Source organism: Micromonospora sp. DT68 (genome assembly GCF_049847245.1).
GTDB classification, from domain to species: domain Bacteria; phylum Actinomycetota; class Actinomycetes; order Mycobacteriales; family Micromonosporaceae; genus Micromonospora; species Micromonospora profundi.
Window position 1 is genome coordinate 324,926 of record NZ_JBNCNZ010000002.1, and the last position, 25,349, is coordinate 350,274.

The window sequence follows — 25,349 nt, forward strand, 5'->3', positions numbered from 1 at the left end:
ATGTCCGAGCAGCCGACGGAGCACCTGGACCCGGCGAACGACCGCCCCGAGCGGCTCAGGGTGTTCCTGGTGGACGACCACGCCATGTTCCGTGCCGGCGTACGCGCGGAGCTGGGTGCCCACGTGGAGGTGGTGGGCGAGGCGAGCACTGTGGCCGAGGCCGTCACCCGCATCGCTGCCGTCGCCCCGGACGTGGTGCTCCTCGACGTGCACATGCCCGACGGCGGCGGCCGCGCGGTGCTGGAGGCGATGCGGCGCAGCCACCCGCAGGTCAAGTTCCTGGCGCTGAGCGTGTCCGACGCCGCGGAGGACGTGATCGGGTTGATCCGGGCCGGTGCCCGGGGGTACGTCACAAAGACCATCTCGCCGGACGAGCTCGCGGCGGCGATCCGCCGGGTGGCCGACGGTGACGCGGTGTTCAGCCCACGGCTGGCCGGGTTCGTGCTGGACGCCTTCGCGGCCCGGCCGGACGCCCCGGTGGCCGACCCGGAGCTGGACCAGCTCACCAACCGGGAGCGGGAGGTGCTGCGGCTGCTGGCGCGGGGCTACGCGTACAAGGAGATCGCCAAGGAGCTGTTCATCTCCATCAAGACGGTGGAGACGCACGTGTCGAACGTGCTGCGCAAGCTCCAGATGTCCAACCGCTACGAACTCTCCCGCTGGGCGGCGGACCGTCGGTTGGTGTGATCCGCCCCTATCTGTTTCGCCTTCGGCCCCGGCCCGCTCTCGCGGTGCCGGGGCTGATGTCTTCTACGCCCGTGACGAGGACGGCCCGGTCGATGTCTTCGGCGCCGTGACGGCCACGGCTCCGGCCGCTGGGCCGACGCATCGGGTAGGTAATTCGGTTGCGGGTGTCGATCGAGAGCGGCGGCACCGTCGCCCGCCGATGATCAGACGGCCTACCTCGGCGTCTTCATCCGCCCGGCCGGTGATGACACCCGTGCAGACGAGGTCGACATCGTCCGGATGGCCAAATAGCAGGGCTGCGCGCTGACGTCGAATGTGCCGGGACGGGACGCGGGAAAGCTCACAGAATGCCCGGACCCAGGTCGTGCGGCGACGTCCGGCTAGCCACGTTTCTCCTGGTCAGAGCTGTTTGAGTGGCCGGTTTTATGATCATTTTTCAAGTATCGGCAACGTGGCGGGCAACTAACGTCTTGATAACGGCACCTTCACGGAACCGGCAGGTAGGTGTCACAGTGGCAGCACCTCACCCTCGGTGTAGGGCACTCCGCACGGCTCGCGACCACGACCTCCGCTGTTTCCCGGCGATTCGTGGTCGTGATGCCTGCGTAGAGTCGTGCCCCGTCGGGTGGGGAGCCCGGCGGATCGGAACATCAGGGGTGTCCCCAGCTTCCCTGTGGTCCCGGCGACCCCCGCCCCGGGGTGGTCGGGCGGTGTCACCCCCAAAACGTGCGTGAAACCCACGACGGAACCAGGTTAGAAAGAGGAGGCCCCTCGGAATGAGAGTCTCGAAGCGGGCGACGAGCGCGATCGCGCTCAGCGCGGCTGCCGCGCTTGTCGCGAGTGGTTGCTCGAGCGGTGACGGTGACGGCGACGCCGCCGCCAGCAAGGACGGCTCGATCGTCATCCACGGCGTCCAGCCGGAGAACCCGCTGGTCCCGTCCAACACCACGGAGACCGGCGGTGGCAAGGTCATCGACTGGCTGTGGACCGGCCTGGTCGAGTACCCGAACGACGGTGGGGCCCCGCGCAACGCGCTGGCCGAGTCCATCGACACCAAGGACTCCAAGGTCTTCACGATCAAGATCAAGAAGGGTACCAAGTTCCACGACGGTACCGAGGTGAAGGCGAAGAACTTCGTCGACGCCTGGAACTGGGCCGCCTACTCCCCGAACGGTGCGCAGAACGGCACCTTCTTCTCGGACATTGACGGCTTCGACAAGACCTACACCTCGGACCCGGATGGCCCGGACGGCCCGCAGAAGGCCCCGGAGCCGTCGGCCAAGGAGATGTCCGGTCTCAAGGTCATCGACGAGCAGACCTTCGAGGTCACGCTGGCTGCCCCGACCGCGGTCTTCCCGACCAAGCTCGGCTACAGCGCCTTCATGCCGCTGCCGGACGCCTTCTTCACCATGAAGCCCGAGGAGTTCGGCAAGAAGCCGATCGGTAACGGCCCGGTGAAGTTCGTGTCGTGGGACGACAACGTCCTCATCAAGCTCACGCGCTTCGATGACTACAACCTGCGCGACAAGATGAAGATCAAGGACGTCGACGTCAAGCTGTACCAGGACGAGACGGCGGCCTACAACGACCTGCTGGCGAACAACCTCGACTTCATGGAGGTTGTCCCCACCTCGGCGCTCGCCGGTGACAAGTGGAAGACCGACCTCGGTGACCGGGGCATCTCGACCGTCACGCCGTCGACCGCTTTCATCGCGTTCCCGATCTACGACAAGCGCTTCCAGGACCCGCGCCTGCGTCGTGCCGTGTCGCTGTCGATCAACCGGCAGGAGATCTCGGACAAGATCTTCTTCGGTACCCGCAAGCCGGCCGACAGCTGGGCCAACCCGCTGACCCCGGGTGCCAAGCCGGGTAACTGCACCGCCTGCAAGTTCGACCCGACCACGGCGAAGCAGCTGCTGGACGAGGCCGGCGGCTTCAAGGGCGAGATGGTGCTGTTCTACAACGCCGACTCCAGCCACAAGGACTGGATGGACGCCGTTGCCCAGCAGATCAAGACCAACCTCGGCATCGACGCTCGGGCTGAGGGCGTGCCGACCTTCGCGGTCTTCCGCCAGAACATCAACGCCCACAAGATGACTGGTCTGTACCGCGCTGCCTGGCAGCAGGACTACCCGGACGTGGAGAACTGGGTCAACCCGCTCTTCATCACCGGTGGTTCCTCGAACGACGGCCTCTACAGCAACAAGGATGTCGACGCTCTTGCCAAGCAGGCCAGCGCCGCGCCGAGCCTGGAGGCCTCCCACGAGGCGTTCGCCAAGGCCGTCGAGCTGGTCGACAAGGACGTCCCGAGCATCCCGGTCTACTTCTACGGCCAGCAGTCCGGCCACTCGGAGAAGATCAAGAAGCTCGAGCTGACCAACGTCGGCGAACTCGACATCACCTCGGTCGAGCTCTGATCCGAACGGTCTGACCCCGGGTCGGGCTCGCCACATCCGGTGAGCCCGACCCGGGGCCGTTCCGCGAGTGGGTGTCACCACACGCACTCGCACGTTGTCACCCCGTGTCGGCCGTCCGACGCGCCCCTTGTCTGGAGGACCACCCCATGGGCCGTTATCTGTTGAGGCGGCTGCTCCAACTCGTGCCCGTCTTCATCGGGACGACGTTCCTGATCTACGCCCTCGTCTGGGCCGTTCCGGGAGATCCGTTCGCCGGCAAGTGCGGTGAGCGCCGTTGCCCGGACCAGTACATCGCCTTCATGACCGAGAAGTACAACCTGGACCAGAACGTCGTCGTCCAGTACGCCAGCTACATGAAGAACCTGCTGCAGGGCGACTTCGGTCAGACGTTCTCGCAGCGCGAGATCAGCGACATCATCCTCACGTCGTACCCGAACACGCTGAAGCTGGCCCTTGTGGCCCTCGCCATCGAGGCCGTGATCGGCCTCGGCGCCGGCGTCCTGACCGGCCTGCGGCGCAACGGCTTCCTCGACAACCTCGTTCTGGTGTCGACCCTCTTCCTGATCGCGCTGCCGGTGTTCGTCATCGGCTTCGTGCTCCAGTGGCTGCTCGGCGTGCAGTGGGGCATCATCAAGCCGACCGTCTCCTCCGAGATGCGGTTCTCCGAACTGATCGTGCCGGGCTTCGTGCTCGGTAGCGCGTCAGTGGCATACATCGCGCGGGTGGCACGAACGAGCATCGCGGAGAACCGCCGTGCCGACTACGTGCGTACCGCCATCGCCAAGGGCCTTCCGATGCGGCGGGTGGTGGGCGTGCACCTGCTGCGCAACTCGCTCATCCCCGTGGTCACCCTGCTCGGCACCGACCTCGGTGCCCTGATGGGCGGCGCGATCGTCACCGAGGGCATTTTCGGCATCAACGGAATCGGGCGCCAGGTCTTCCGTGCGATCGTCACCAAGGAAAGCGCTACCGTGGTAGGGATCGTGGTTGTCCTGGTGCTGGTCTATCTCGTGATGAACCTGCTGGTTGACCTGCTCTACGCCGCCCTGGACCCGAGGATCCGCTATGAGTGACCCGAGTACCGCATCGATCGTCAGTACCCCTGCCGCGCAGCCGACCGAGGCGGGCACCCCTGCCACCGGCGCGCCGCAGAGCAACGAGAAGCCGCGTGGCCTGCTCGGGGATGCCTGGCGTGACCTGCGACGCAAGCCGCTGTTCTGGATCTCGTCCACGCTGATCGTGATCTTCCTGCTGATGGCCGCCTTCCCGGCGCTGTTCGCCCCGGGCGACGCGGTCAACGGCGCGTTGTCCCGCAGCCTGGTCAAGCCGGGCGCGGACGGCTGGTTCGGTTACGACGTGCAGGGCCGGGACGTGTACGCCCGGGTCATCTACGGCGCGCGTGCCTCCATCGTGGTCGCCGTGCTCTCCGTGATCGGCACACTGCTTGTCGGTGGCACCATGGGCATCATCGCCGGCTACCGTGGTGGCTGGGTGGACGCCCTGCTCAGCCGCATCGCCGACGTCTTCTTCGGCCTGCCGTTCGTGCTGGGTGCGATCGTCATCCTCACCACGTTCAACGGCTCGGGCACCAGCAACAGCAAGGCCGAGATCATGGGCCTGGTGATCGTCTCCCTGGTCGTGCTGAGCTGGCCGGTCGTCATGCGCCTGATGCGTTCCTCGGTGCTCGCCACCAAGGAGGCCGACTACATCGTGGCGGCCCGCGCACTGGGTGCCGGCACCGGGCGGATCATCCTCAAGCACCTGCTGCCGAACTGCCTGGCCCCGCTGCTGGTATACGGCACGATCATGGTCGGCTCGTTCATCGGCGCCGAGGCAACGCTGTCGTTCCTGGGCGTCGGCCTGAAGTCGCCGGTGGTGTCCTGGGGCATCATGATCAGCGACGGGCAGCAGTTCATCCGGGTCGCGCCGGGTCTGGTGTTCTTCCCCGCCGCGTTCCTCGTCGCCGCAGTGCTGAGCTTCGTGATGCTCGGCGAGGCGGTCCGCGAGGCCCTCGATCCGAAACTCCGCTAGGGGAGATCCAGTTGTCCGACATTCTCGTGTCCGAGCAGTCCGCGCCGGGAACCGGCGGCTCCGGACGTCCCTCCGGCCGGTTGCTCGAGGTCGACGACCTGCGGGTGGAGTTCCGTACCCGGGACGGCGTCGCAAAGGTCATCAACGGGGTCACGTACCACGTCGACGCGGGGGAGACCCTTGCCGTGCTCGGCGAGTCCGGCTCCGGTAAGAGCGTCACGGCACAGACCATCATGGGCATCCTCGACACGCCGCCCGGCTTCGTCACCGGTGGGCAGGTCCGCTTCCATGGCAAGGACATGCTCAGCATGGGCCAGGAGGAGCGCCGCCGCATCCGCGGCGAGGGCATCGCGATGATCTTCCAGGACGCGCTCTCCGCTCTGAACCCGGTCTTCACCGTCGGGTTCCAGATCGCCGAGCAGTTCCGGGTCCGGCGGGGCATGGGTCGCGCCGAGGCCAAGAAGCGCGCGATCGAGATGCTCGACCAGGTCAAGATCCCGAACGCCAAGAGCCGGTTCAGCAACTATCCGCACCAGTTCTCCGGCGGTATGCGGCAGCGCGCGATGATCGCGATGTCGCTGGCGCTCGACCCGGAGGTGCTGATCGCCGACGAGCCGACCACCGCGCTCGACGTGACGGTGCAGGCCCAGATCATGGACCTGCTCGCCGAGCTCCAGCGTGAGCGGCAGATGGGCATGATCCTGATCACCCACGACCTCGGTGTGGTCGCCGACGTCGCGGACCGGATCGCTGTCATGTACGCGGGCCGCATCGTCGAGGAAGCCGACGTGTACGACCTGTACGCCAAGCCGGCGCACCCGTACACGATGGGTCTGATCGACTCGATCCCGCGCATGGACGAGAAGGGGCAGCAGCTCCGGACGATCAAGGGCCTGCCGCCGAACCTGATGAACATCCCGCCGGGCTGCCCGTTCAACCCGCGTTGCCCCATGGCTCAGCCGGTATGCCGGGAGAAGATCCCCCCGCTGCTGCAGGTGGGTCCTGCCCGGGCCAGCGCCTGCCACTTCGCCGAGGAGCTGGTGAACCGTGTCTGAGAACATCCTCGAGGTCCGTGACCTGGTCAAGCACTACCCCGTCACCCAGGGCGTGGTGTTCAAGAAGACCGTCGGTCAGGTCAAGGCCGTCGACGGGGTCTCGTTCGGTCTGCGTACTGGTGAGACGCTCGGCGTGGTCGGCGAGTCCGGCTGCGGCAAGTCGACCCTCGCGCGGGTGCTGATGAACCTGGAGAAGCCGACCGCGGGCAGCGTGGTCTACAAGGGCCAGGACATCTCCAAGCTCTCCGGTGGGGCACTGCGGCGGCTGCGTCGGCAGATCCAGCTGGTCATGCAGGACCCGTACACCTCGCTGAACCCGCGGATGACTGTCGGTGACCTGATCGGCGAGCCCTTCGAGATCCACCCGGATGTGGCACCGAAGGGCAGCCGGCGCACCAAGGTCCGGGAGCTGCTCGACCTGGTGGGCCTCAACCCGGAGCACATCAACAGGTACCCGCACCAGTTCTCCGGCGGTCAGCGCCAGCGCATCGGCATCGCCCGCGCGCTCGCGCTGCGCCCTGAGGTGATCGTCTGCGACGAGCCGGTCTCGGCGCTCGACGTCTCCATCCAGGCCCAGGTGATGAACCTGCTGGAGAAGCTGCAGAGCGAGCTGGGGCTGTCGTACGTCTTCATCGCGCACGACCTCTCGGTGGTCCGCCACCTGTCGGACCGGGTCGCGGTGATGTACCTCGGCAAGATCGTCGAGATCGGCACCGAGGACGAGATCTACGAGCGGCCGACCCACCCGTACACCCAGGCGCTGCTCTCGGCGGTGCCGGTGCCGGACCCGACACAGCGGAACAACAAGACGATCATCCGGCTCACGGGTGACGTGCCGTCGCCGATCAGCCCGCCCTCGGGCTGCCGGTTCCGGACCCGCTGCTGGAAGGCGCAGGACATCTGCGCCGAGCAGGTTCCGCTGCTGGAGGTCCGACGCGACTCGGACCACCCGAGCGCCTGCCACTTCGCGGAGCGGCGCGAGATCGTCGCCACCCACGAGGCGTAACAGGTCATCGGAACTGCCTGCCGACGTCACCACGACGTCGGCAGGCGGTTTCGTCTGTCCGGTGTTCCCTCAGCGGGCCGGTGCGACCCCGAACCCCCGACCGGTGCCCGGAGTGCCTCCGGTGCCCGGCGGAAGGCCGGAGGCGGTCACAGCGGGCCGCGACCCGCACGGAGCAGCAGCAGTGCCAGTTGGGTGCCGTCCGCGCCGAGCGCACCCCGGAAGCGTTCCAGGATCTCCCGCTCCCGGGAGAGCACAAGACGCGTCCCGCCGGAGGCCATCCGGGTCACCCCGACCTCCTGCGACAGCGCGGCCCGCTCCTGCCAGAGCGAGATCAACGCGTGGTCGATCTCGTCGATCCGTTCCCTGATCTGCACGATCCGTGCGGCTGCGGTCGGCTCAACGGTGCCGGTACCGGTGCCGCTGCGGGCCCCGGCCGTGTCGCGGGCCTCGACCGAGGGCTGGTCCGGCTCCGGCAGGGTCGGGCCGCTGCTGTGCTCCACCACGTCTGTCATCATCGGGTACCTCTCGCGCTGTGGTGCCCGGTGCCCAGAACCCGGGACGAAAAAGCCCCGGGCTCCAGGAGCCCGGGGCTTTCGCAGGTCTGATCGATCAGGCGCGACCTACGGCAGCCGGACTCCCGGTGCCGTAGTAAAAGTAGTAGCGCTCAGCGATCACGCGGTCGAGTATGCCCACGTCGACTGTGGGTGCGCAAGGATTCCGCGGCAAAAGGCGGCCCCTGCCACAGCGGGAAGCGTCGGCAGTGGGAGCCGTCCACCGCCGGAGGACGCGGTCGGCAGGCTGCCTGCTCCGGCGACGGCGCGGTCGGGAAGTGTCCGGCCGGCGGCATAGACTTGTCGCGCGATGCATCCTCTCTTCGACATTCCCGCGTCCCCGCCCGCGCCGGAGTCCGCGCCGGCCCGTCCGCACCGCCCCGGGTCGGCCTCAGCCCGCCTCGATCCGCGTGAGCTGCTCGCCGGGTTGAACGGGCCGCAGCGCGACGCGGTCAGTCACGCCGGCTCGCCGCTGTTGATCGTGGCCGGGGCTGGGTCCGGCAAGACCCGGGTGCTCACCCACCGGATCGCCTACCTGCTTGCCGCCCGGGACGTGCATCCCGGAGAGATCATCGCCATCACCTTCACCAACAAGGCGGCCGGCGAGATGAAGGAGCGGGTCGCGGCCCTTGTCGGCCCGCGGGCCCGGCTGATGTGGGTGTCGACGTTCCACTCCGCGTGTGTCCGCATCCTTCGCGCCGAGCACGAGCACGCCGGCCTCAAGTCGACGTTCTCGATCTACGACGCCGACGACTCCCGCCGGCTCATGCAACTGGTCACCCGGGAGCTCGACCTCGACCCGAAGCGCTACCCGGCGCGCGGGCTGGCCGCCCAGGTCTCCAACCTCAAGAACGAGCTGGTCGACCCGGAGCAGTTCGCCGCGCGGGCCAGCGGGCCCAACGAGCGGGCGCTCGCCGAGGCGTACACGCTCTACCAGCGCCGGCTGCGCGAGGCGCACGCGCTCGACTTCGACGATCTGATCATGACGACGGTGCACCTGCTCCAGTCCCACCCGCACGTCGCGGAGAGCTACCGGCGACGGTTCCGGCACGTGCTTGTCGACGAGTACCAGGACACCAACCACGCCCAGTACGTCCTGATCAAGGAGCTGGTGTCCGGCACCGACGGGCTGGCGCCGGCCGAGCTGTGCGTGGTCGGTGACGCCGACCAGTCGATCTACGCGTTCCGGGGCGCGACGATCCGCAACATCCTGGAGTTCGAGCGGGACTTCACCGACGCGCGGACGATTCTGCTGGAGCAGAACTACCGCTCCACCCAGACCATCCTCAACGCTGCCAACGCGGTGATCGACCGGAACACCTCCCGCAAGCCGAAGCGGCTGTGGAGCGAGGCCGGCGACGGCGAGCGGATCGTCGGCTACGTGGCCGACACCGAGCACGCCGAGGCGGACTGGGTGGGCCGGGAGATCGACCGGCTTGTCGACGCCGACGAGACCCGCCCCGGCGACGTCGCGGTGTTCTACCGCACCAACGCGCAGTCCCGCGTCTTCGAGGAGGTGTTCATCCGGGCCGGTCTGCCGTACAAGGTGGTCGGCGGGGTGCGCTTCTACGAGCGCAAGGAGGTCCGCGACGCACTGGCGTACCTGCGGTCGGTGGTGAACGACGACGACACGGTGAGCCTGCGGCGGGTGCTGAACACTCCGCGCCGGGGCATCGGTGACCGCGCGGAGGCGTGCGTCGAGGCACTGTCCAGCCGGGACCGGATCTCTTTCGGGGCGGCGCTGCGCCGGGCCCGGGAGGCGCCCGGCATCTCCACCCGGGCGGCCAACGGCATCGCCGACTTCGTGGCGCTGCTCGACGGCGCCCGGGAGATGGCCGAGACCGGCACCCCGGAGGAGGTGCTGGAGGCTCTGCTGACCCGCTCGGGCTACCTCACGGAGCTGGAGGAGAGCCTGGATCCGCAGGACGCCGGCCGGGTGGACAACCTCCAGGAGCTGGTGAGCGTCGCCCGGGAATACACCGAGCGGATCGAGGCGACCGGCGCCGACGGCGAGCGGGCCACGGTGGCGGGCTTCCTGGAGCAGGTGGCGCTGGTCGCCGACGCCGACCAGATCCCCTCCGACGACCCCGACCACCAGGGCGTCGTCACGCTGATGACATTGCACACCGCCAAGGGCCTTGAGTTCCCGGTGGTGTTCCTCACCGGTCTTGAGGACGGCGTCTTTCCGCACCTGCGCTCGCTCGGTGACACCCGCGAGCTGGAGGAGGAGCGCCGGCTGGCGTACGTCGGCATCACCCGCGCCCGGCAGCGCCTCTACCTCTCCCGTGCGGTGACCCGCTCGGCCTGGGGCCAGCCGTCCTACAACCCGCCGTCGCGGTTCCTGGAGGAGCTGCCACCGGAGCTGGTGCGCTGGGAGCGCACCGAGGGGTCGTACACCTCGTGGGCAGGCGGTGGCGGCGGCGTCGGCGGGCGCGCGGACCGCGCACCCGGCGGTCGCGGCACCTTCACCGGGGGTACGCCGAAGGCGGCGCAGTTGGCCCAGCGGCTCGGCGTGGACGCCAGTCGCCTCACCACGGCCAGCGAGTTGCCGCAGGGACCGAAGGTGTCCGCCGGTGACCGGGTCAACCACCAGCGCTACGGGCTGGGGCGGGTGCTCGCCGTCGAGGGGCACGGCCCGGGCGCCCGCGCGCAGATCGACTTCGGTGACCAGACCATGTGGCTGGTGCTGCGGCACGCCCCTGTCGACAAGCTCTGATCAGGGCGGCCACGGCTGCCCGCCGCGCGACCGGCCGGCATCGCGCTGTTGCACGGAAAGAGTGGCCTCGGCGCTGCCGGAGGCCACTCTTTCCGTGCTGTCGCAAGAACAGGCGGACCTGCCAGGTGCGCTGGTTCAGCAGCCGAGGTCGACGCCGCGCGCCCGCATGAACGGCGCGGGGTCGACCTGGTTCCACATGCCCTGGTGCACCTCGAAGTGCAGGTGCGGGCCTGTGGAGTCGCCGGTGCTGCCCTCGTAGCCGATGACCTGACCGGCCTTGACCTTCTGGCCGACGGTGACCGCGAGCCGGCTCTGGTGGGCGTAGTGGGTCAGGTAGCCGTTGCCGTGGTCGATGAAGACGGAGTTGCCGTATCCGTCGTAGGCGTCGCCGGCCTTGGTGACGGTGCCGGCGGCCGCGGCGTGGATGGGCGTGCCGGAGGGCAGCGCCAGGTCGATGCCGGCGTGCAGGGTGCCCCAGCGCTGCCCGTAGCAGGAGGTGATCGCGGCACCCGACATCGGGTTCACCCAGGCGGCCGTGGTCTTCGTGGTCTTCGTCGCCGCCTTCTTCGCCGTTGCCTTCGGCTTGGCGGTGGCCTTCTTCGTCGGCGTCGGGCTGGCGGTGGCCGACGGGCTCACGGTCGGGCTCGCGCTGGGCGTAACCGACGGGGAGTCCGGCGCTGTCGACTCGCGGGCGGAGCGGTCAGCCCGGCTGGCGGCATCGGCCCGCGACTGCGCGTCGAGCGAGACGGCGGTGGGTGCCGGGCGGTCGCCGCCGGTGGTGGCGACGGCGACGCCACCCAGGCCGAGGGCCACCAGGGCAGCTGCGCCGAGCGCGATGCGACGGTTCCGCTGGCGGGCGCGTCGCGGCTGCTCGGTGATGGTGTCGGGGGTGTTCTCGTTCTGGACGGGGCTGTCTTCCTGCACGGCGGACCTTCACAGTCGAGGGGGCACTTGACCTCGAAATACTGGTGTCGGGTCGAGCCGGACGGGGCATCGGGACCGGGCGGCCGATCAACGGGCGCGGCGCCGACTGCCCGGATTTGAGGCACTACGAAGCGGTCTGTCCGAAAAAAGGATCATGTGGGATGGTGCCGTCGGTCACACTCGCCACTGTGATTCGGCAGACATCCGGCGGCGGCCGGCAACGAAAAACCGCCCGGATCGACAGATCCGGGCGGTCAACGGTCGGTACGCAACGTCAGGACGCGGCTACCTCGCTGTAGATTGCCTCGACTTGCAGCTTGATGTCCACTCCGCGCTTCTGGAGGTAGGGCACCGGGTCGATGGGCTGGCCCTTGACATGCAGCTCGAGGTGCAGGTGGGTGCCGTAGGCGTGGCCGGTCTGACCCACGAGGCCCAGTTGGTCGCCTGCCTTGACCTGCTGCCCCTCCTTGACGCTGAGCGCGGAGGAGTGGCCGTAGATGGCCTCGCTGCCGTCCGGGTGCTGGACGATCACCGCGTAGCCGTAGCCGCCGAACCAGCCGGCCTTGGTGACCAGTCCTTCGTGCACCGCCACGTACGGCGTGCCCTCGGGGACGACCAGGTCGACGCCGGTGTGCAGCTTGCCCCACCGCATCCCGTACGGCGAGTTGAAGTCGTAGCCCTGCAGCGGCAGCATCCAGACCTCGGGCTCGGCCGCTTCCTTGCCGCGGCTGTCCCGGGAGGCACGATCGGCGTTGCCCGCACGCTCTGCGGCGTCCTGGCTGGTGACCGACGCCTGCTTGAGCTCGTCGAGAACCGACGGGCTGACGTCCTTGGCGTCGGGCAGGGCGCTCGCGCCGAGGGCGACGAGGCCGGCACCGACGAACGCGGTGGTGACGACTGCCGCGTAGCGGCTACGCGGGGGGGTGGGGACACGGCGACGACCGCGATATCGATCGGGCTCAGACGACAGGCGCTGGCGCACGCACACCCTCCGTTGTCGGGGTTCCGAAGCGGCTAATGGACGTCCGTGAAGCTCGGATGAACGTCTGCCAACCGCGTCGTCACCCGTCCATGGACCTGATGACAACCGTGGACACGTTAGCCAACCCCCAGGCGAGTCACAAGCCAGAGTGAAGAATTGGCGTGTCGATCTGTCCGTTTGCGTTCCCGATTGTCACGCATCACGGCGTCGATCGGTGCCCCCGTAACTGCCCGTTCGTCGCCGAGCGTGACCGGACCGGCGGAGTCGTCCGACTTGACGCTGCAGCCTGCCGGACTTCGTGCTCCGGCGGGTACGCCAGGTCGGTGCGGCCGGAACGCCAGGCGGTTTTCCGGTCCGGATTTCCCGCCCCCCGTCGTACGGGTTACCGTTCGTTCAGGTGAAGGTCGTGTAGCCGGTGAAAGGTGTGCGCTGATGAGCTCTCGAATTCGGGTCGTCGTCGCCAAGCCGGGCCTGGATGGCCATGACCGGGGCGCGAAGGTCGTGGCGCGTGCCCTGCGGGACGCCGGGATGGAGGTCGTCTACACCGGCCTGCACCAGACCCCGGAGCAGGTAGTGGAAGCCGCCATCCAGGAGGACGCCGACGCGGTTGGCCTCTCCATTCTCTCCGGCGCGCACATGACGCTGTTTCGCCGGGTGCTCGAACTGCTGGGGGAGCGGGACGCCCGCGACATCGTCGTGTTCGGTGGCGGCATCATCCCCAACGGCGACATCCCCGAGCTGGAGAAGATGGGCGTAGCCAAGATCTTCACGCCGGGAGCCACCACCCAGGCGATCGTCGAGTGGGTCCGGCAGAACGTCGGACAGCCCGTCGCCTGAAAGACGGTGCGCCGGGGGTGTCGAACCGGAGCCGGGCACGGGGGAGGGGCCGGACGCACCCCTCACACGTCCGGCCCCTCTATGCACGATGCCCCGCCGCCACCCCTCGACCGACAGGGCATCGGCCGTCTCCCGTCATCGCGCTGTTCAGCGCTCCGACACCTGACTCAACGACGCCCCCACGGCCGGGTTACGCACCCTTGCCAACATCGCCCGGTCGATTGATGCCGGCCAAGCCGTGACCGGAACTCCCACGTCAGGTGTCCGGTTGTGCATTACCGCACACCGCGCACCCGCTCGGTTGCCGGCCGTGCCCACCTCGCTAGGCTGCCGCCAATGGCCTGTGTGAAGTGATGACAGGCGTCAAACTGTTTTTGAACGCTGGTGGCGGCGCGACGGCGCGCCGCGGAGACGGGACGGGACGCGCAATCGTGGACCTGTACGAGTACCAGGGGCGGGACCTGTTCGAGCGGCACGGCTTGCCCGTGTTGGCCGGCGGCGTCGCCACTACCCCGGAGGAGGCCCGCGCGATCGCCGAACGCCTCGGCGGTCGGGTGGTCGTCAAGGCGCAGGTAAAGGTCGGCGGCCGAGGCAAGGCCGGTGGCGTCAAGCTCGCCGAGGGCCCGGATGAGGCGGTGGCCAGGGCCACCGACATCCTCGGCATGGACATCAAGGGCCACACCGTCCACAAGGTCATGATCACCGTGACCGCGGACGTGGCCGACGAGTACTACTTCTCTTATCTGCTCGACCGGGCGAACCGCACCTTCCTCTGCATCGCCAGCGTGGCCGGCGGTATGGACATCGAGCAGGTCGCCGCCGAGACCCCGGACCGCGTGGTCAAGGCCCCCATCGACGCCGTCAAGGGTGTCGACGAGGCGAAGGCCCGCGAGATCGTCACCGCCGCCGGGTTCCCGGCCGAGGTCGCCGACCAGGTCGTCGAGGTGGCTGTCGGGCTGTGGCAGGCGTTCGTCGCCGAGGACGCCACCCTGGTCGAGGTGAACCCCCTCGCGAAGAACGGCGACGGGCGGCTGCTGCTGCTCGACGCCAAGATCAGCCTGGACGAGAACGCCGCGTTCCGGCACCCGGACCACGAGGCGCTTGTCGACCAGGCCGCCGTGGACCCGCTGGAGCAGGCCGCCAAGGCCAAGGACCTCAACTACGTCAAGCTCGACGGCGAGGTCGGCATCATCGGCAACGGCGCGGGTCTTGTCATGTCGACCCTCGACGTCGTCGCGTACGCCGGTGAGCGGCACGGCAACGTCAAGCCTGCCAACTTCCTCGACATCGGCGGCGGCGCGAGCGCCGCGGTGATGGCGAACGGGCTGGAGATCGTGCTCTCCGACCCGGCCGTGAAGAGCGTATTCGTCAACGTCTTCGGCGGCATCACCGCCTGCGACGAGGTCGCCAACGGCATCATCCAGGCGCTGGCCCTGCTCGAGCAGCGTGGCGAGCAGGTCACCAAGCCGCTCGTCGTCCGCCTCGACGGCAACAACGCCGAGGCTGGCCGGGCGATCCTGGACGGCGCGAACAACCCGCTCGTACAGCGGGTCGACACCATGGACGGCGCGGCCGAGCGGGCCGCCGAGCTGGCAGCTGCGGGGGTCTGATCATGGCTATCTGGCTGACCAAGGACTCGAAGGTCATCGTTCAGGGGATGACCGGCTCCGAGGGCTCCAAGCACACCCGGCGGATGCTCGCCGCAGGCACCAACGTCGTCGGCGGCGTCAACCCGCGCAAGGCGGGCCAGAAGGTCGACTTCGACGGCGCCGAGCTGCCGGTCTTCGCGTCCGTGGCGGACGCCATGGCCGAGACCGGTGCCGACGTCACAGTCATCTTCGTGCCGCCGCAGTTCACGAAGGCCGCAGTGGTCGAGGCGATCGACGCCGCGATCCCGCTGGCCGTGGTGATCACCGAGGGCGTGCCGGTGCACGACACGGCCTCGTTCTGGGCGTACAACCTGTCGCAGGGCGAGCGGACCCGGATCATCGGGCCGAACTGCCCCGGCATCGCCTCCCCGGGCGCCGCCAACGCCGGCATCATCCCTGCCGACATCACCGGCTCCGGCCGGATCGGCCTGGTCAGCAAGAGCGGCACGCTGACCTACCAGATGATGTACGAGCTGCGCGACATCGGCTTCTCCACATGCGTCGGCATCGGTGGCGACCCGATCATCGGGACCACGCACATCGACGCCTTGAAGGCGTTCGAGGCCGACCCGGACACCGACGCCATCGTGATGATCGGTGAGATCGGCGGCGACGCCGAGGAGCGGGCTGCCGAGTTCATCAAGGCCAACGTCACAAAGCCGGTGGTCGGCTACATCGCCGGCTTCACCGCGCCCCCCGGCAAGACCATGGGCCACGCCGGAGCGATCATCTCCGGTTCGGCCGGCACCGCCGAGGCGAAGCAGGCGGCGCTGGAGGCGGTCGGAGTCAAGGTCGGCAAGACGCCGACCGAGACCGCGAAGCTCATGCGGGAGATCATGTCCGGCAACTGAGCCGGTCAGGCAGCAGCGCAGGGGTCGACCGGTATCGAGCCGGTCGACCCCTGCGGCGTACCACCCAGGCGAAGTGGCCCAGGATCAGTCGTTGTTGCTCCAGAACGGGTAGTTGCCCGTCGACCGGAGGATCGCGCTCCCGATGATGTTGATCACGCCGAATGCGATGGCGAGGTAACCGAGAACCGGCGACTGGCCGTACCGCCGGGCGTCGCGGATCGACAGGTAGCCGAAGATGACGCCGAGAATGCCGCAACAGATCAGGCCCAGCACGATGCCCAGCACGCCCCAGAGCGTGGTGCGGTCCCGGCCCCTGGCCGGAGGGGGTGGGGGCGGTGGGTATGCGGTCGTCACGGCTACCTCCGGGCGATCATGGGCGGGCCGACCCGGGAGTGACCGGCGGACCCGACCCGGAAGGCGGCGACGGGCCACCTCCTCTGGGCCGAGGCTAGACCCGGCCGGGCGGCTCCGAACCCCGGTTCGCCCAACTCGCCGCAGTCCAGGCCGCTTAACGGACTGCCACCGCCCGTCTGACATGCCAGAGTAGAGCGGATGTCCCCCGTCACCCCTGACCATCCCAGTCGCCCCGGCGGCGTGCGTGCCGACGACCTGTCGGTCGACCGCGCCGCACCGCGGCGGCGGGTGCCCGCGCCCCGCGCCGGCGAGTCGCCGCGCGGGCGGGCACCGCTGCCCGTCGCCGCCGGGGTGGCCGCCGGTTGGGCAGCCCTCACCTCGTACCTGCCGGTCGCCATCGTGCTCGGCCTGGTGCAGCTCGGCGCCGACTCCACCACCCTGAGCGGCACCCTGCGCACCGCGCTGGCCGGCTGGCTGGTGGGGCACGGCGTACCGCTGCACACCGACGCCGGCCCCTTCGGTCTCGCCCCGCTGGCGCTCACCGTGCTCGCGCTCTGGCGACTGACCCGGGCCGGCGTGCACGTCAGCCGCGCGATCGGCGCGCGTGACAGCTATTCACCGCGACGAGCGCTTATCGCCGCGGGCACTGTCGGCCTGGCGTACGCGCTGCTCGGCGCGCTGGCCGCGGTACTGGTGGGCACGGGAGGGCCGGACGTGTCCCCGGTGCGGGCGGCGGTCACGTTCGCGGTGGCCGCCACGCTCGCCGCACTTGTCGGCGCAACCCGGACCACCGCTGTGACCCGCCTGCTGAGCACCCGGCTGCCGGATCCGCTGCGAGACGCTGTGCGCACCGGGCTGGTGGCCGCGCTCCTGCTACTCGGGGCGGGTGCCGGCGCGGCAGGTCTGGCTGTGGCCACGGGCGGCGGTGACGCCGCGGACATGATCGGCGCGTACCAGACCGGGGTGGCCGGGCAGGCCGGGATCACCCTGGTCAGCATGGCGTACGCGCCGAACGCCGCGATCTGGTCGACAAGCTATCTGCTCGGGCCGGGCTTCGCGGTCGGCGTCGACACCGCCGTCCGCACAAGCGAGGTGTCGGTGGGCGCGCTTCCGGCCATCCCATTGCTCGCCGGCCTGCCCCGTGGCCCCGTGGACGGCCTCGGCGCACTGCTCCTCGCGGTGCCGGTGCTGGCCGGGATGGTGGTCGGCTGGTTGCTGGCTCGCCGGATGGCCCGCCTCGCCGGGCCGGAGCAGGCCCCGCTGCGCTGGGGCGGGCTGTTGGCGCCGGCGGCACTGGCCGGGCCGGTGGCCGGCGTACTCCTCGGCGTGGCCGCCGCGGTCTCCGGTGGGCCGCTCGGTGCCGGCCGTCTGGCGCAGGTCGGTCCGGTGGCCTGGCAGGTCGGGGTGGTCACGGCCGCTGTCATCACGGCCGGCGCACTGCTCGGAGCCGCCGCCACCCGGACGCTCACCCGGAGCCCTCGCGGCAACCAGCCCCGCCGGCGCGATCCGGAGCCGGACCGGCGCGACCTGTCCTAGACGAACGCGCCGTTGCGGCTCGCTGGACGCGGCCCGGATGTGCTGGGGACGGCGCGGGGCGCCCCGGACGAATCCGGAGCGCCCCGTCAGGACCGGACCGATCAGGGCTGGGCCGGCAGGTTGATGTTCGCGAAGATGCCCAGGATGATCAGCAGGATGCCCAGGCCGGCACCGACTGCACCGCAGATCAGACCCGTCTTGGCCTGGCCGCCGTTGCTGGCCTGGCCCTGAGCGGCCTTCTGCTGGCCCAGGTAACCGGTCACCACAGCGGCGATGCCGACCGGGATGCCCAGGTACAGGCAGCAGACCAGCGGGATCGACGCGATGCCGAGGATCATCGACACCAGGCCGAGGGTGTTGTTCTGGCCCTGCTGCTGCGGGTAGCCCGCGTTCGGGTAGCCGGGAGCGCCACCGTACTGCGGCTGCTGACCGTACGGGTCCTGCGGCTGCTGGCCGTAGGGCTGGCCCGAGGTGGGCTGCTGGCCGTACTGCTGGCCGTACGGGTCCTGCGGCTGCTGACCGTACGGCTGGCCCGAGGTGGGCTGCTGACCGTAGGGCTGACCCGACGTCGGCTGCTGGCCGTAGGGGGCGGCCGGCGGCTGACCGTACGGGTCGTGCGGCGGCTGGGGTGCGGTCGGGTCCGGGTTCGGCTGCTGGCCGTACGGGTCCTGACCGGGGTTGCCGGGCTGCATTCGAGAAGCTCCTTGGATTGTTCCGTTAGTTACTGCTGCCGTTCCCACTCATGATCGCGCTCAGACCGCCCAACGCGCAGCACAGCAGCACGATGACATACCACGCAATGCCGACGATAAGTGCCCACTTGGACCACTTGCGTGATTCTGCGGCCGCGGCCTGGGCCCCGGCGTAGTCGCCCTGCTGAAGCAGCGGGTTCACCTTTGACGCGTTGATGATCGCTGGGATGGCCAGCGGCCAGAAGAGGAAGACAGCGACGATCGACATCGTCATGTTGTTGTCGACCGGCGGTTGCTGCTGGGGGTGGTGACCGGGCTGCATGGGGGTGCTCCTCATTCCAACGACACGGCTGGCGTGCCGGAACAGTGACGTGGTGCGGGCCGGCACGGTGTCCAGCCCGGGCGACCGGCAGCGTACCTGGTCGATGCCCGTGAAATCTGTCAGAGATCGGCGCGCCGCCCAGCCGGAGAGCGTCCTGACCTGCCCGATAGGGTGGCCCGGTGACCGCGTCCGTCGCCCGCCTCGTCGTCCTCGTCTCCGGCTCCGGAAGCAACCTTCAGGCGCTGCTGGACGCCGCCGCCGACCCCGCGTACGGCGCGCAGGTGGTGGCGGTCGGCGCGGACCGCGACGGCATCGCGGGCCTGGACAGGGCGCAGGCCGCGGGGGTGCCGACCTTCGTCGAGCGGGTCCGCGACCATGAGACGCGCGAGGACTGGGACCTGGCGCTCACCGCGCACGTCGCGAAGCACCAACCCGACCTGGTCATCTCCGCAGGCTTCCTCAAGCTGGTCGGTGAGCATTTCCTCGCCGCCTTCGGTGACCGCTACCTGAACACCCACAACACTCTGCTGCCGGCGTTCCCCGGCATCCACGGCCCGCGCGACGCCCTCGCCTACGGCGTGAAGCTCACCGGGGCCACGCTCTTCTTCGTCGACGCCGGCATGGACACCGGGCCGATCGTGGCGCAGGTCGCGGTGCCGGTGCTCGACGACGACGACGTGGACGCGCTCACCGAGCGCATCAAGGAAGCCGAGCGGCGCCAGCTCGTCGAGCAGGTCGGCCGCCTGGTCCGCGAAGGCTGGACCATCACCGGAAGGAAGGTCACGGTTCCGTGAGTTCCACTCAGGACGGGCGCCGCCCGATCAGGCGGGCGCTGGTCAGCGTCTACGACAAGACCGGGCTGGTCGAGCTGGCGCAGGCCCTGCACGCCGCCGGTGTGGAGATCGTCTCCACCGGCAGCACGGCGGGCACCATCGCCGCCGCCGGGGTGCCGGTGACGCCGGTGGAGACGGTGACCGGTTTTCCCGAGGTGCTCGACGGCCGTGTGAAGACCCTGCACCCGAAGGTGCACGCGGGTCTGCTCGCCGACCTGCGCAAGGACACCCACGTGGCGCAGCTCGACGAGCTGGGGGTGGCGGCGTTCGACCTGTTGGTCTCCAACCTCTACCCGTTCCAGGCGACGGTCGCCTCCGGTGCCGGCGTCGAGGAGTGCGTGGAGCAGATCGACATCGGTGGGCCGGCGATGGTGCGGGCCGCCGCCAAGAACCACGCCTCGGTGGCGGTGCTGACCGACCCGGCGGGATACCCGGCGTTGCTCGGCGCGCTCGGCGAGGGCGGCTTCACGCTGGCCCAGCGTCGCGCCCTGGCTGCCCGCGCGTACGCCGACATCGCCGAGTACGACGTGGCAGTGGCCCAGTGGTGTGCCCGGGAGCTGGCCCCGGCCGACGACTCCTGGCCGGCGTTCGCGGGGACCGCACTGCGTAAGTCGACGGTGCTGCGCTACGGGGAGAACCCGCACCAGCCCGCCGCGCTCTACACCGACCCGGACGCCCCGGCCGGGCTGGCGCAGGCAGAGCAGTTGCACGGCAAGGAGATGTCCTACAACAACTACGTCGACGCGGACGCCGCCTGGCGGGCTGCGAACGACTTCGCCGACCAGCCGGCCGTGGCGATCATCAAGCACGCCAACCCGTGCGGCATCGCCGTGGGCGCGGACGTGGCCGAGGCGCACCGCCTGGCGCATGCCTGTGACCCGGTGTCGGCGTTCGGCGGCGTGATCGCGGTCAACCGGGCGGTCTCGGTCGAGATGGCCCGGCAGGTGGCCGAGATCTTCACCGAGGTGGTGGTCGCCCCCGGCTTCGACGAGGGCGCCGTCGAGGTGCTGCAGGGCAAGAAGAACATCCGGCTGCTGCGCGCGCCGGTGTGGACCCCGGCGACTGTCGAGTGGCGGCAGGTGACCGGTGGCGTGCTGACCCAGGTCGCCGACCGGGTGGACGCCCCGGGCGACGATCCGGCCAACTGGCAGTTGGCAACCGGTGAGGCCGCCGACGAGGAACTGCTGCGTGACCTGGCGTTCGCCTGGCGGGCGGTCCGCGCCGTGAAGAGCAACGCGATCCTGCTCGCCAAGGACGGCGCCACAGTCGGCGTCGGCATGGGTCAGGTCAACCGGGTCGACTCGGCGCAGCTCGCGGTCAGCCGCGCCGGCGCCGACCGGGCCCGGGGTTCGGTGGCCGCCTCGGACGCGTTCTTCCCGTTCGCCGACGGCCCGCAGATCCTCATCGACGCCGGCGTCCGCGCCATCGTCCAGCCCGGCGGCTCGATCCGCGACGAAGAAGTAATCGCAGCGGCCAAGAAGGCAAACGTAACGATGTACCTAACCAAAACCCGCCACTTCTTCCACTAACCGCGCTGCCCCACCCCCCCCACCCCACCCCACCCCACCCCGCCCCGCCCCACCCCACCCCGCCCCACCCCGCCCCGCCCCGCCCCGCCCCCACCCCGTCGATCATGGAGTTGTGGTGCCCCGCAAAAGGGGTATCGGCTGAGAAATCGCCCACCACAACTCCATGATCGACGCGATTGGTGGGGGGAGGGCGAGAGGGGTTAGGGGGTTGGGGGGCGTAGTTCTGCGAAGTGGCAGGCGGACGGGTGGGGGTCTGCTGCGCGGGGCACGGTTTGCGGGTCCTCGACCGCGCAGATCTCCTGGGCCTTCCAGCAGCGGGTGCGGAAGTGGCAGCCACTCGGCGGGTCGGCAGGGCTGGGCACGTCGCCGACCAGGCGGATCATGTTGCGCTGGTCGCGTACCTCCGGGTCCGGCACCGGCACGGCCGAGAGCAACGCCTGGGTGTACGGGTGGGTGGCCCGCTCGTAGATCTCGTCCTCGGTGCCGATCTCGACGATCCGACCGAGGTACATGACCGCCACCCGGTCGGCGATGTGCCGCACCACGGACAGGTCGTGCGCGATGAAGATGTAGGAGAGCCCGAACTCGTCCTGGAGCTGCTCCAGGAGGTTGATCACCTGGGCCTGGATGGAGACGTCGAGCGCGGAGACCGGCTCGTCGCAGACGATCACCTCGGGCCGCAGCGCGAGCGCGCGGGCGATGCCGATGCGCTGGCGCTGACCGCCGGAGAACTGGTGCGGGTACCTGTTGATGTGCTCTGGGTTGAGCCCGACGACGTCCAGCAACTCCTGTACCCGCTTCTGCTTGCTGCCCTTCGGCGCCGCGTCGCGGTGGATCTCGAACGGCTCCCCGATGATGTCGCCGACGGTCATCCGCGGGTTCAGCGAGGTGTACGGGTCCTGCATGACCATCTGCATGTTGCGGCGCAGCCGACGTAGTTCGCCGCCGGAGGCCTTGAACAGGTCCTTGCCCTCCAGGGTGGCCCGTCCGGCGGTGGGTGTCTCCAGCCGCATGAGCAGCCGGGCGAGTGTGGACTTGCCGCAGCCGGACTCGCCGACGACGCCGAGCGTCTCGCCCCGGCGCAGCTCGAAGCTCACGCCATCGACTGCCTTTACGGCGCCGATCTGCCTCTGGAACAGCACGCCCTGGGTGATCGGGAAGTGCTTCACCAGGTTGTCGACGGAGAGGATGGTCTCGCCCCGGACCTTCGTGGGGCTAGCGGGCGCTGTCATCACGGACCTCCTGCGCGAAGTGGCAAGCGCTGGTCCGGCCGTCGCCGAGGACCAGGTCGTGCGGCACCACGTCCACGCAGACCTGCTGGACGTACGGGCACCGGGGGTGGAACGGGCAGCCGGAGGGGATCCGCATCAGGTTCGGCGGCAACCCCTTGATCGTCGACAGTTCCTGGCCGCGGACGTCCATCCGCGGGATCGATTCCAACAACCCTTTTGTGTACGGGTGGGCGGGCGCCTTGTAGAGCGAGCGGACGTCGGCGTGCTCGACGATCCGGCCGGCGTACATGACGGCGATCCGGTCCGCGACGCCGGCGACCACCCCGAGGTCGTGGGTGATCAGGATCATGGCCATGTTGAGGTCGCGGCGCAGGTCGGCCAGCAGGTCCATGATCTGGGCCTGCACTGTGACGTCGAGGGCGGTGGTGGGTTCGTCGGCGATGAGCACCTTCGGGTCGAGCGCCAGCGCCATGGCGATCATGACGCGCTGCCGCATGCCGCCGGAGAACTGGTGCGGATAGTCGCCGACCCGCTTGGCCGCCCCGGGGATCTTGACCAGGTCCATGAGTTCGATGGCCCGGCTGCGGGCGTCGCTGCGGGACATACCGGAGCGCTGGCGTAGCGTCTCGCCGATCTGCCAGCCGACCGGGAAGACCGGGTTCAGCGCCGAGAGCGCGTCCTGGAAGATCATCGCGATCTCCTTGCCGCGGACCTGCCGGCGCTGCTCCTCGGAGCTGGTGAGCAGGTCCTGACCCTGGTAGAGGATCTGGCCGGAGCGGACGAACGCGGGCGGGGTGTCCAGGATGCCCATGATCGCCTGGGCGGTGACCGACTTGCCGGAGCCGGATTCGCCGAGCACCGCGAGGGTCTCCCCGGCGTCCAGGTGGTACGACACGCCGTTGATCACCCGGGCCACGCCCTCGTGGGTGCGGAACTCGACGTGCAGGTCCCGCAGCTCCAGCAGATGACCGCCCTCGGGTGTGGCGGAGGCGGGCGTGGGTTGAACGGTCATGACGGTGCCTGCCTTTCGCTCGCGACTGCGGGGCTCGCTTCGCTCACTCCTCGCGCTCGCACGGTGCCTGCCTTTCGCTCGCGACTGCGGGGCTCGCTTCGCTCACTCCTCGCGCTCGCACGGAGAATCTCACCGCAGCTTCGGATCGAAGGCGTCACGGATCGCGTCGCCGAGCATGATGAACGCCAGTACGGTCAGCGCGAGGAAGGCCGACGGGACGATCAGCGGGGTCGCCGCCTCCCGCATGTGGATCCGGCCGGTGTCGATGTCCTGGCCCCACGAGATGGTCGGTGCTTTCAGGCCGATGCCCAGGAACGAGAGTGTGGCCTCGGCTGCGATGAACGAGCCGAGCGCGATCGTCAGCACCACGATGGCCGGGGCCAACGAGTTCGGCAGGATGTGCCGCCACATGATCCGGCCGTTGCCGGCGCCGAGCATCCGGGCCGCCGCCACGTAGTCCTGTTCCTTGGCGGTGATGACCGAGGAGCGGACGACACGGGCGGCCGTGGTCCAGCCGAGGATGGCCAGGACGAAGATCACCGCGGCGATCCGGGCGTTCTCGCTGTCACTGGAGACGCGCTTGAGCAGCACGATCGCCGCCAGCAGCAGCGGGATGCCGAGCACCACGTCGATCACCCGGGAGAGCAGCGCGTCGATCCAACGGCCGAAGTACCCGGCAAGCATGCCGACCGTCAGCGCGATCACCCCGGTGCCGAGCGCGGCGAGCGCGCCGACAAGCAGCGAGGCCCGTGTGCCGTAGACCGCCCGGGAGTACGTGTCGCAGCCCTGGAAGTCGTACCCGAAGATGGCCCCGCCGGACGGCCCGGCGTGCTGCCGGGACAGCAGGCAGTCGTTCGGGCTGTTGGCGGTGAACAGGCCGGGGGCGAGGGCCATCAGGGTGAAGACGATGACAAGCGTCAGCGAGATCCAGAAGATCGGGTTGCGGCGCAGGTCGCGCCACGCGTCGCCGGCCAGGCTGCGCGGTCTCTGCGGCGTGTCGACCTGGTTGGGTGCGCCGGGTTCACCGGAGGGGCCGCGACGCGCCGCCTGGTTCTCGGTGGCGGCCACCGTCTCGAAGTCACTCATGCCGGCACCTCGCTGTGCTCACTCATAGCGGATCCTCGGATCGAGTACGGCGTACAGGACGTCCACCAGCAGGTTCGAGACCAGGTAGACCACGACGAGCACGCTGACGATGCCCACCACGAGAGGGCCGTCCTCGGTGCGGATGCCGCGGAAGAGGTTGAAGCCCACACCGGGGATGTTGAAGACGCCCTCGGTGATGATCGCGCCGCTCATCAGGTTGCCCAGCTCCACACCGAGGAAGGTGACCACCGGGATGAGCGAGTTGCGCAGGACGTGGACGGTGACGATGCGACGTTTGACGAGGCCCTTGGACCGGGCGGTGCGCACGTAGTCGGCGCGGAGGTTCTCGGCCACCGAGGTGCGGGTCAGGCGCAGCGCTGTGGCCAGGGACAGCGAGCCGAGCACGATGCCCGGCAGCAGCAGGGCGTAGAACGTCGGTTGGGAGCCGGCGGTGGGCGGGAAGAGCTGCCACTTGACGCCGAGGAAGTACTGGGCGAGCGGTGCCAGCACGATGGTGGGGATGCCCAGCACCAGCAGTGTCAGCACCAGCGTCGAGTTGTCGAAGATGCTGGCCCGGCGGATGCCGGCGATCACACCGGCGCTGACGCCGAAGATGATCGCCACGGCGAGCGCTATGAGTGCGAGCTTCACGGTGACCGGCCAGGCGGCCTGGAGGATGTCGCCGATCTGCCGGCCGGTAAGGGACTGGCCCAGGTCGCCCTGGAGCAGGTTCTTGACGTAGTCGAAGTAGCGGTAGAAGAAGCCGCCGACGCCTGTCGCGTCGAGGTGGTACTTCTCCGTCAGGTAGGCCCGCTGGGCCGGCGTCACCGGTCGTTCGCCAGCGAGTGCCTGGATGGGGTCACCCTGGCCGGCGAACATCAGCGCGTAGACGATCAGGGTGGTCCCGAAGAACGCCAGGACCATCTGGAGGAGGCGCCGAAGGATGTAGCGGAGCATGCTTAGCAGTCTCTCCGGAAATATGCGAAAGGGTCGCAGGACGGCATCTCTGGTCGTACCCGAAATATCGGAGATGTGCCGTCGGCCCCG

General features: G+C 69.4%; 23 protein-coding genes. 13 read left to right on the top strand and 10 right to left on the bottom strand.

The annotated features are described in order from the left end of the window. The 6 genes from ACPXB1_RS04720 (at window position 1) to ACPXB1_RS04745 (ending at window position 7,196) form a co-directional block, all read left to right on the top strand. Entirely contained in the window at window positions 1–687 is a 687-nt protein-coding gene (locus ACPXB1_RS04720) for a response regulator transcription factor (RefSeq protein ID WP_355590677.1), read from the top strand. A 776-nt stretch (window positions 688–1,463) separates the two neighbouring features. Then, entirely contained in the window at window positions 1,464–3,104 is a 1,641-nt protein-coding gene (locus tag ACPXB1_RS04725) for a peptide ABC transporter substrate-binding protein (protein WP_355590680.1), read from the top strand. A gap of 146 nt (window positions 3,105–3,250) precedes the next feature. Beyond that, window positions 3,251–4,177 carry an ABC transporter permease gene (locus ACPXB1_RS04730; protein ID WP_355590683.1) on the top strand — a complete coding sequence of 309 codons (927 nt, stop codon included), beginning with the start codon at window positions 3,251–3,253 and terminating at the stop codon, window positions 4,175–4,177. Continuing rightward, on the top strand, window positions 4,170–5,135 hold the full coding sequence (locus ACPXB1_RS04735; protein ID WP_355590686.1) for an ABC transporter permease: 966 nt from the start codon (window positions 4,170–4,172) through the stop codon (window positions 5,133–5,135). Before ACPXB1_RS04730 ends, ACPXB1_RS04735 begins: the two co-directional genes overlap by 8 nt. A gap of 26 nt (window positions 5,136–5,161) precedes the next feature. Further along, entirely contained in the window at window positions 5,162–6,190 is a 1,029-nt protein-coding gene (locus ACPXB1_RS04740) for an ABC transporter ATP-binding protein (RefSeq protein ID WP_355591378.1), read from the top strand. Beyond that, window positions 6,183–7,196 carry an ABC transporter ATP-binding protein gene (locus ACPXB1_RS04745; protein ID WP_355590689.1) on the top strand — a complete coding sequence of 338 codons (1,014 nt, stop codon included), beginning with the start codon at window positions 6,183–6,185 and terminating at the stop codon, window positions 7,194–7,196. The genes ACPXB1_RS04740 and ACPXB1_RS04745 overlap by 8 nt, the downstream gene beginning before the upstream one ends. Before the next feature lie 146 nt (window positions 7,197–7,342). On the opposite strand, the gene ACPXB1_RS04750 is transcribed toward ACPXB1_RS04745, so the two are convergent. Continuing rightward, the gene (locus tag ACPXB1_RS04750) at window positions 7,343–7,711 is read right to left on the bottom strand and encodes a chorismate mutase (protein ID WP_425734838.1); all 369 of its coding nucleotides are present in this window, start codon (window positions 7,709–7,711) and stop codon (window positions 7,343–7,345) included. A gap of 346 nt (window positions 7,712–8,057) precedes the next feature. Between ACPXB1_RS04750 and pcrA the strand changes: the two genes are divergently transcribed. Further along, on the top strand, window positions 8,058–10,463 hold the full coding sequence (pcrA, locus tag ACPXB1_RS04755; RefSeq protein WP_053660516.1) for a DNA helicase PcrA: 2,406 nt from the start codon (window positions 8,058–8,060) through the stop codon (window positions 10,461–10,463). Window positions 10,464–10,598: 135 nt separating this feature from the next. Here pcrA and ACPXB1_RS04760 read toward each other — a convergent pair whose 3' ends face one another. Both ACPXB1_RS04760 and ACPXB1_RS04765 read right to left on the bottom strand, forming a co-directional pair. Next, window positions 10,599–11,387 (bottom strand): M23 family metallopeptidase, encoded by a 789-nt coding sequence (locus ACPXB1_RS04760; RefSeq protein ID WP_425734839.1) that lies wholly within the window; start codon window positions 11,385–11,387, stop codon window positions 10,599–10,601. 274 nt (window positions 11,388–11,661) lie between these two features. Further along, entirely contained in the window at window positions 11,662–12,369 is a 708-nt protein-coding gene (locus ACPXB1_RS04765) for a M23 family metallopeptidase (protein WP_355590695.1), read from the bottom strand. A gap of 432 nt (window positions 12,370–12,801) precedes the next feature. Here ACPXB1_RS04765 and ACPXB1_RS04770 point away from each other — a divergent pair, with 432 nt between their 5' ends. The 3 genes from ACPXB1_RS04770 to sucD all read left to right on the top strand — a co-directional run bounded on the left by ACPXB1_RS04770 (window position 12,802) and on the right by sucD (window position 15,706). Beyond that, window positions 12,802–13,206 carry a cobalamin B12-binding domain-containing protein gene (locus tag ACPXB1_RS04770; RefSeq protein ID WP_355590698.1) on the top strand — a complete coding sequence of 135 codons (405 nt, stop codon included), beginning with the start codon at window positions 12,802–12,804 and terminating at the stop codon, window positions 13,204–13,206. Between the two features lie 431 nt (window positions 13,207–13,637). Beyond that, window positions 13,638–14,816 (top strand): ADP-forming succinate--CoA ligase subunit beta, encoded by a 1,179-nt coding sequence (gene sucC, locus ACPXB1_RS04775; protein WP_355590701.1) that lies wholly within the window; start codon window positions 13,638–13,640, stop codon window positions 14,814–14,816. Between the two features lie 2 nt (window positions 14,817–14,818). Then, window positions 14,819–15,706: a succinate--CoA ligase subunit alpha gene (sucD, locus tag ACPXB1_RS04780; RefSeq protein WP_355590704.1), complete on the top strand. Its 888-nt coding sequence runs from the start codon at window positions 14,819–14,821 to the stop codon at window positions 15,704–15,706. Between the two features lie 84 nt (window positions 15,707–15,790). Here the strand turns inward: sucD and ACPXB1_RS04785 are convergent, their stop codons facing one another. Further along, on the bottom strand, window positions 15,791–16,060 hold the full coding sequence (locus tag ACPXB1_RS04785) for a DUF4190 domain-containing protein (protein WP_355590706.1): 270 nt from the start codon (window positions 16,058–16,060) through the stop codon (window positions 15,791–15,793). Window positions 16,061–16,258: 198 nt separating this feature from the next. Here ACPXB1_RS04785 and ACPXB1_RS04790 point away from each other — a divergent pair, with 198 nt between their 5' ends. Continuing rightward, window positions 16,259–17,596, top strand: coding sequence for a cell division protein PerM (locus ACPXB1_RS04790; protein ID WP_355590708.1), 1,338 nt, complete (start codon window positions 16,259–16,261; stop codon window positions 17,594–17,596). 101 nt (window positions 17,597–17,697) lie between these two features. On the opposite strand, the gene ACPXB1_RS04795 is transcribed toward ACPXB1_RS04790, so the two are convergent. Next, window positions 17,698–18,288 carry a DUF4190 domain-containing protein gene (locus ACPXB1_RS04795; protein ID WP_355590711.1) on the bottom strand — a complete coding sequence of 197 codons (591 nt, stop codon included), beginning with the start codon at window positions 18,286–18,288 and terminating at the stop codon, window positions 17,698–17,700. A 25-nt stretch (window positions 18,289–18,313) separates the two neighbouring features. Beyond that, the gene (locus ACPXB1_RS04800) at window positions 18,314–18,610 is read right to left on the bottom strand and encodes a CD225/dispanin family protein (protein ID WP_355590714.1); all 297 of its coding nucleotides are present in this window, start codon (window positions 18,608–18,610) and stop codon (window positions 18,314–18,316) included. 179 nt (window positions 18,611–18,789) lie between these two features. Between ACPXB1_RS04800 and purN the strand changes: the two genes are divergently transcribed. Both purN and purH read left to right on the top strand, forming a co-directional pair. After that, the gene (gene purN / locus ACPXB1_RS04805; RefSeq protein ID WP_355628993.1) at window positions 18,790–19,404 is read left to right on the top strand and encodes a phosphoribosylglycinamide formyltransferase; all 615 of its coding nucleotides are present in this window, start codon (window positions 18,790–18,792) and stop codon (window positions 19,402–19,404) included. Then, a complete protein-coding gene (purH, locus tag ACPXB1_RS04810; RefSeq protein ID WP_355628990.1) occupies window positions 19,401–20,972 on the top strand; it encodes a bifunctional phosphoribosylaminoimidazolecarboxamide formyltransferase/IMP cyclohydrolase in 1,572 nt (523 codons plus the stop codon). Before purN ends, purH begins: the two co-directional genes overlap by 4 nt. 200 nt (window positions 20,973–21,172) lie before the next feature. Here the strand turns inward: purH and ACPXB1_RS04815 are convergent, their stop codons facing one another. The 4 genes from ACPXB1_RS04815 to ACPXB1_RS04830 all read right to left on the bottom strand — a co-directional run bounded on the left by ACPXB1_RS04815 (window position 21,173) and on the right by ACPXB1_RS04830 (window position 25,259). Continuing rightward, entirely contained in the window at window positions 21,173–22,204 is a 1,032-nt protein-coding gene (locus ACPXB1_RS04815; protein WP_355590723.1) for an ABC transporter ATP-binding protein, read from the bottom strand. Beyond that, a complete protein-coding gene (locus ACPXB1_RS04820; RefSeq protein ID WP_425734840.1) occupies window positions 22,188–23,216 on the bottom strand; it encodes an ABC transporter ATP-binding protein in 1,029 nt (342 codons plus the stop codon). Before ACPXB1_RS04820 ends, ACPXB1_RS04815 begins: the two co-directional genes overlap by 17 nt. A 129-nt stretch (window positions 23,217–23,345) precedes the next feature. Further along, window positions 23,346–24,302 (bottom strand): ABC transporter permease, encoded by a 957-nt coding sequence (locus tag ACPXB1_RS04825; RefSeq protein ID WP_425734841.1) that lies wholly within the window; start codon window positions 24,300–24,302, stop codon window positions 23,346–23,348. A gap of 18 nt (window positions 24,303–24,320) precedes the next feature. Beyond that, on the bottom strand, window positions 24,321–25,259 hold the full coding sequence (locus ACPXB1_RS04830) for an ABC transporter permease (RefSeq protein WP_053660488.1): 939 nt from the start codon (window positions 25,257–25,259) through the stop codon (window positions 24,321–24,323). Between the last annotated feature and the right edge of the window lie 90 nt (window positions 25,260–25,349).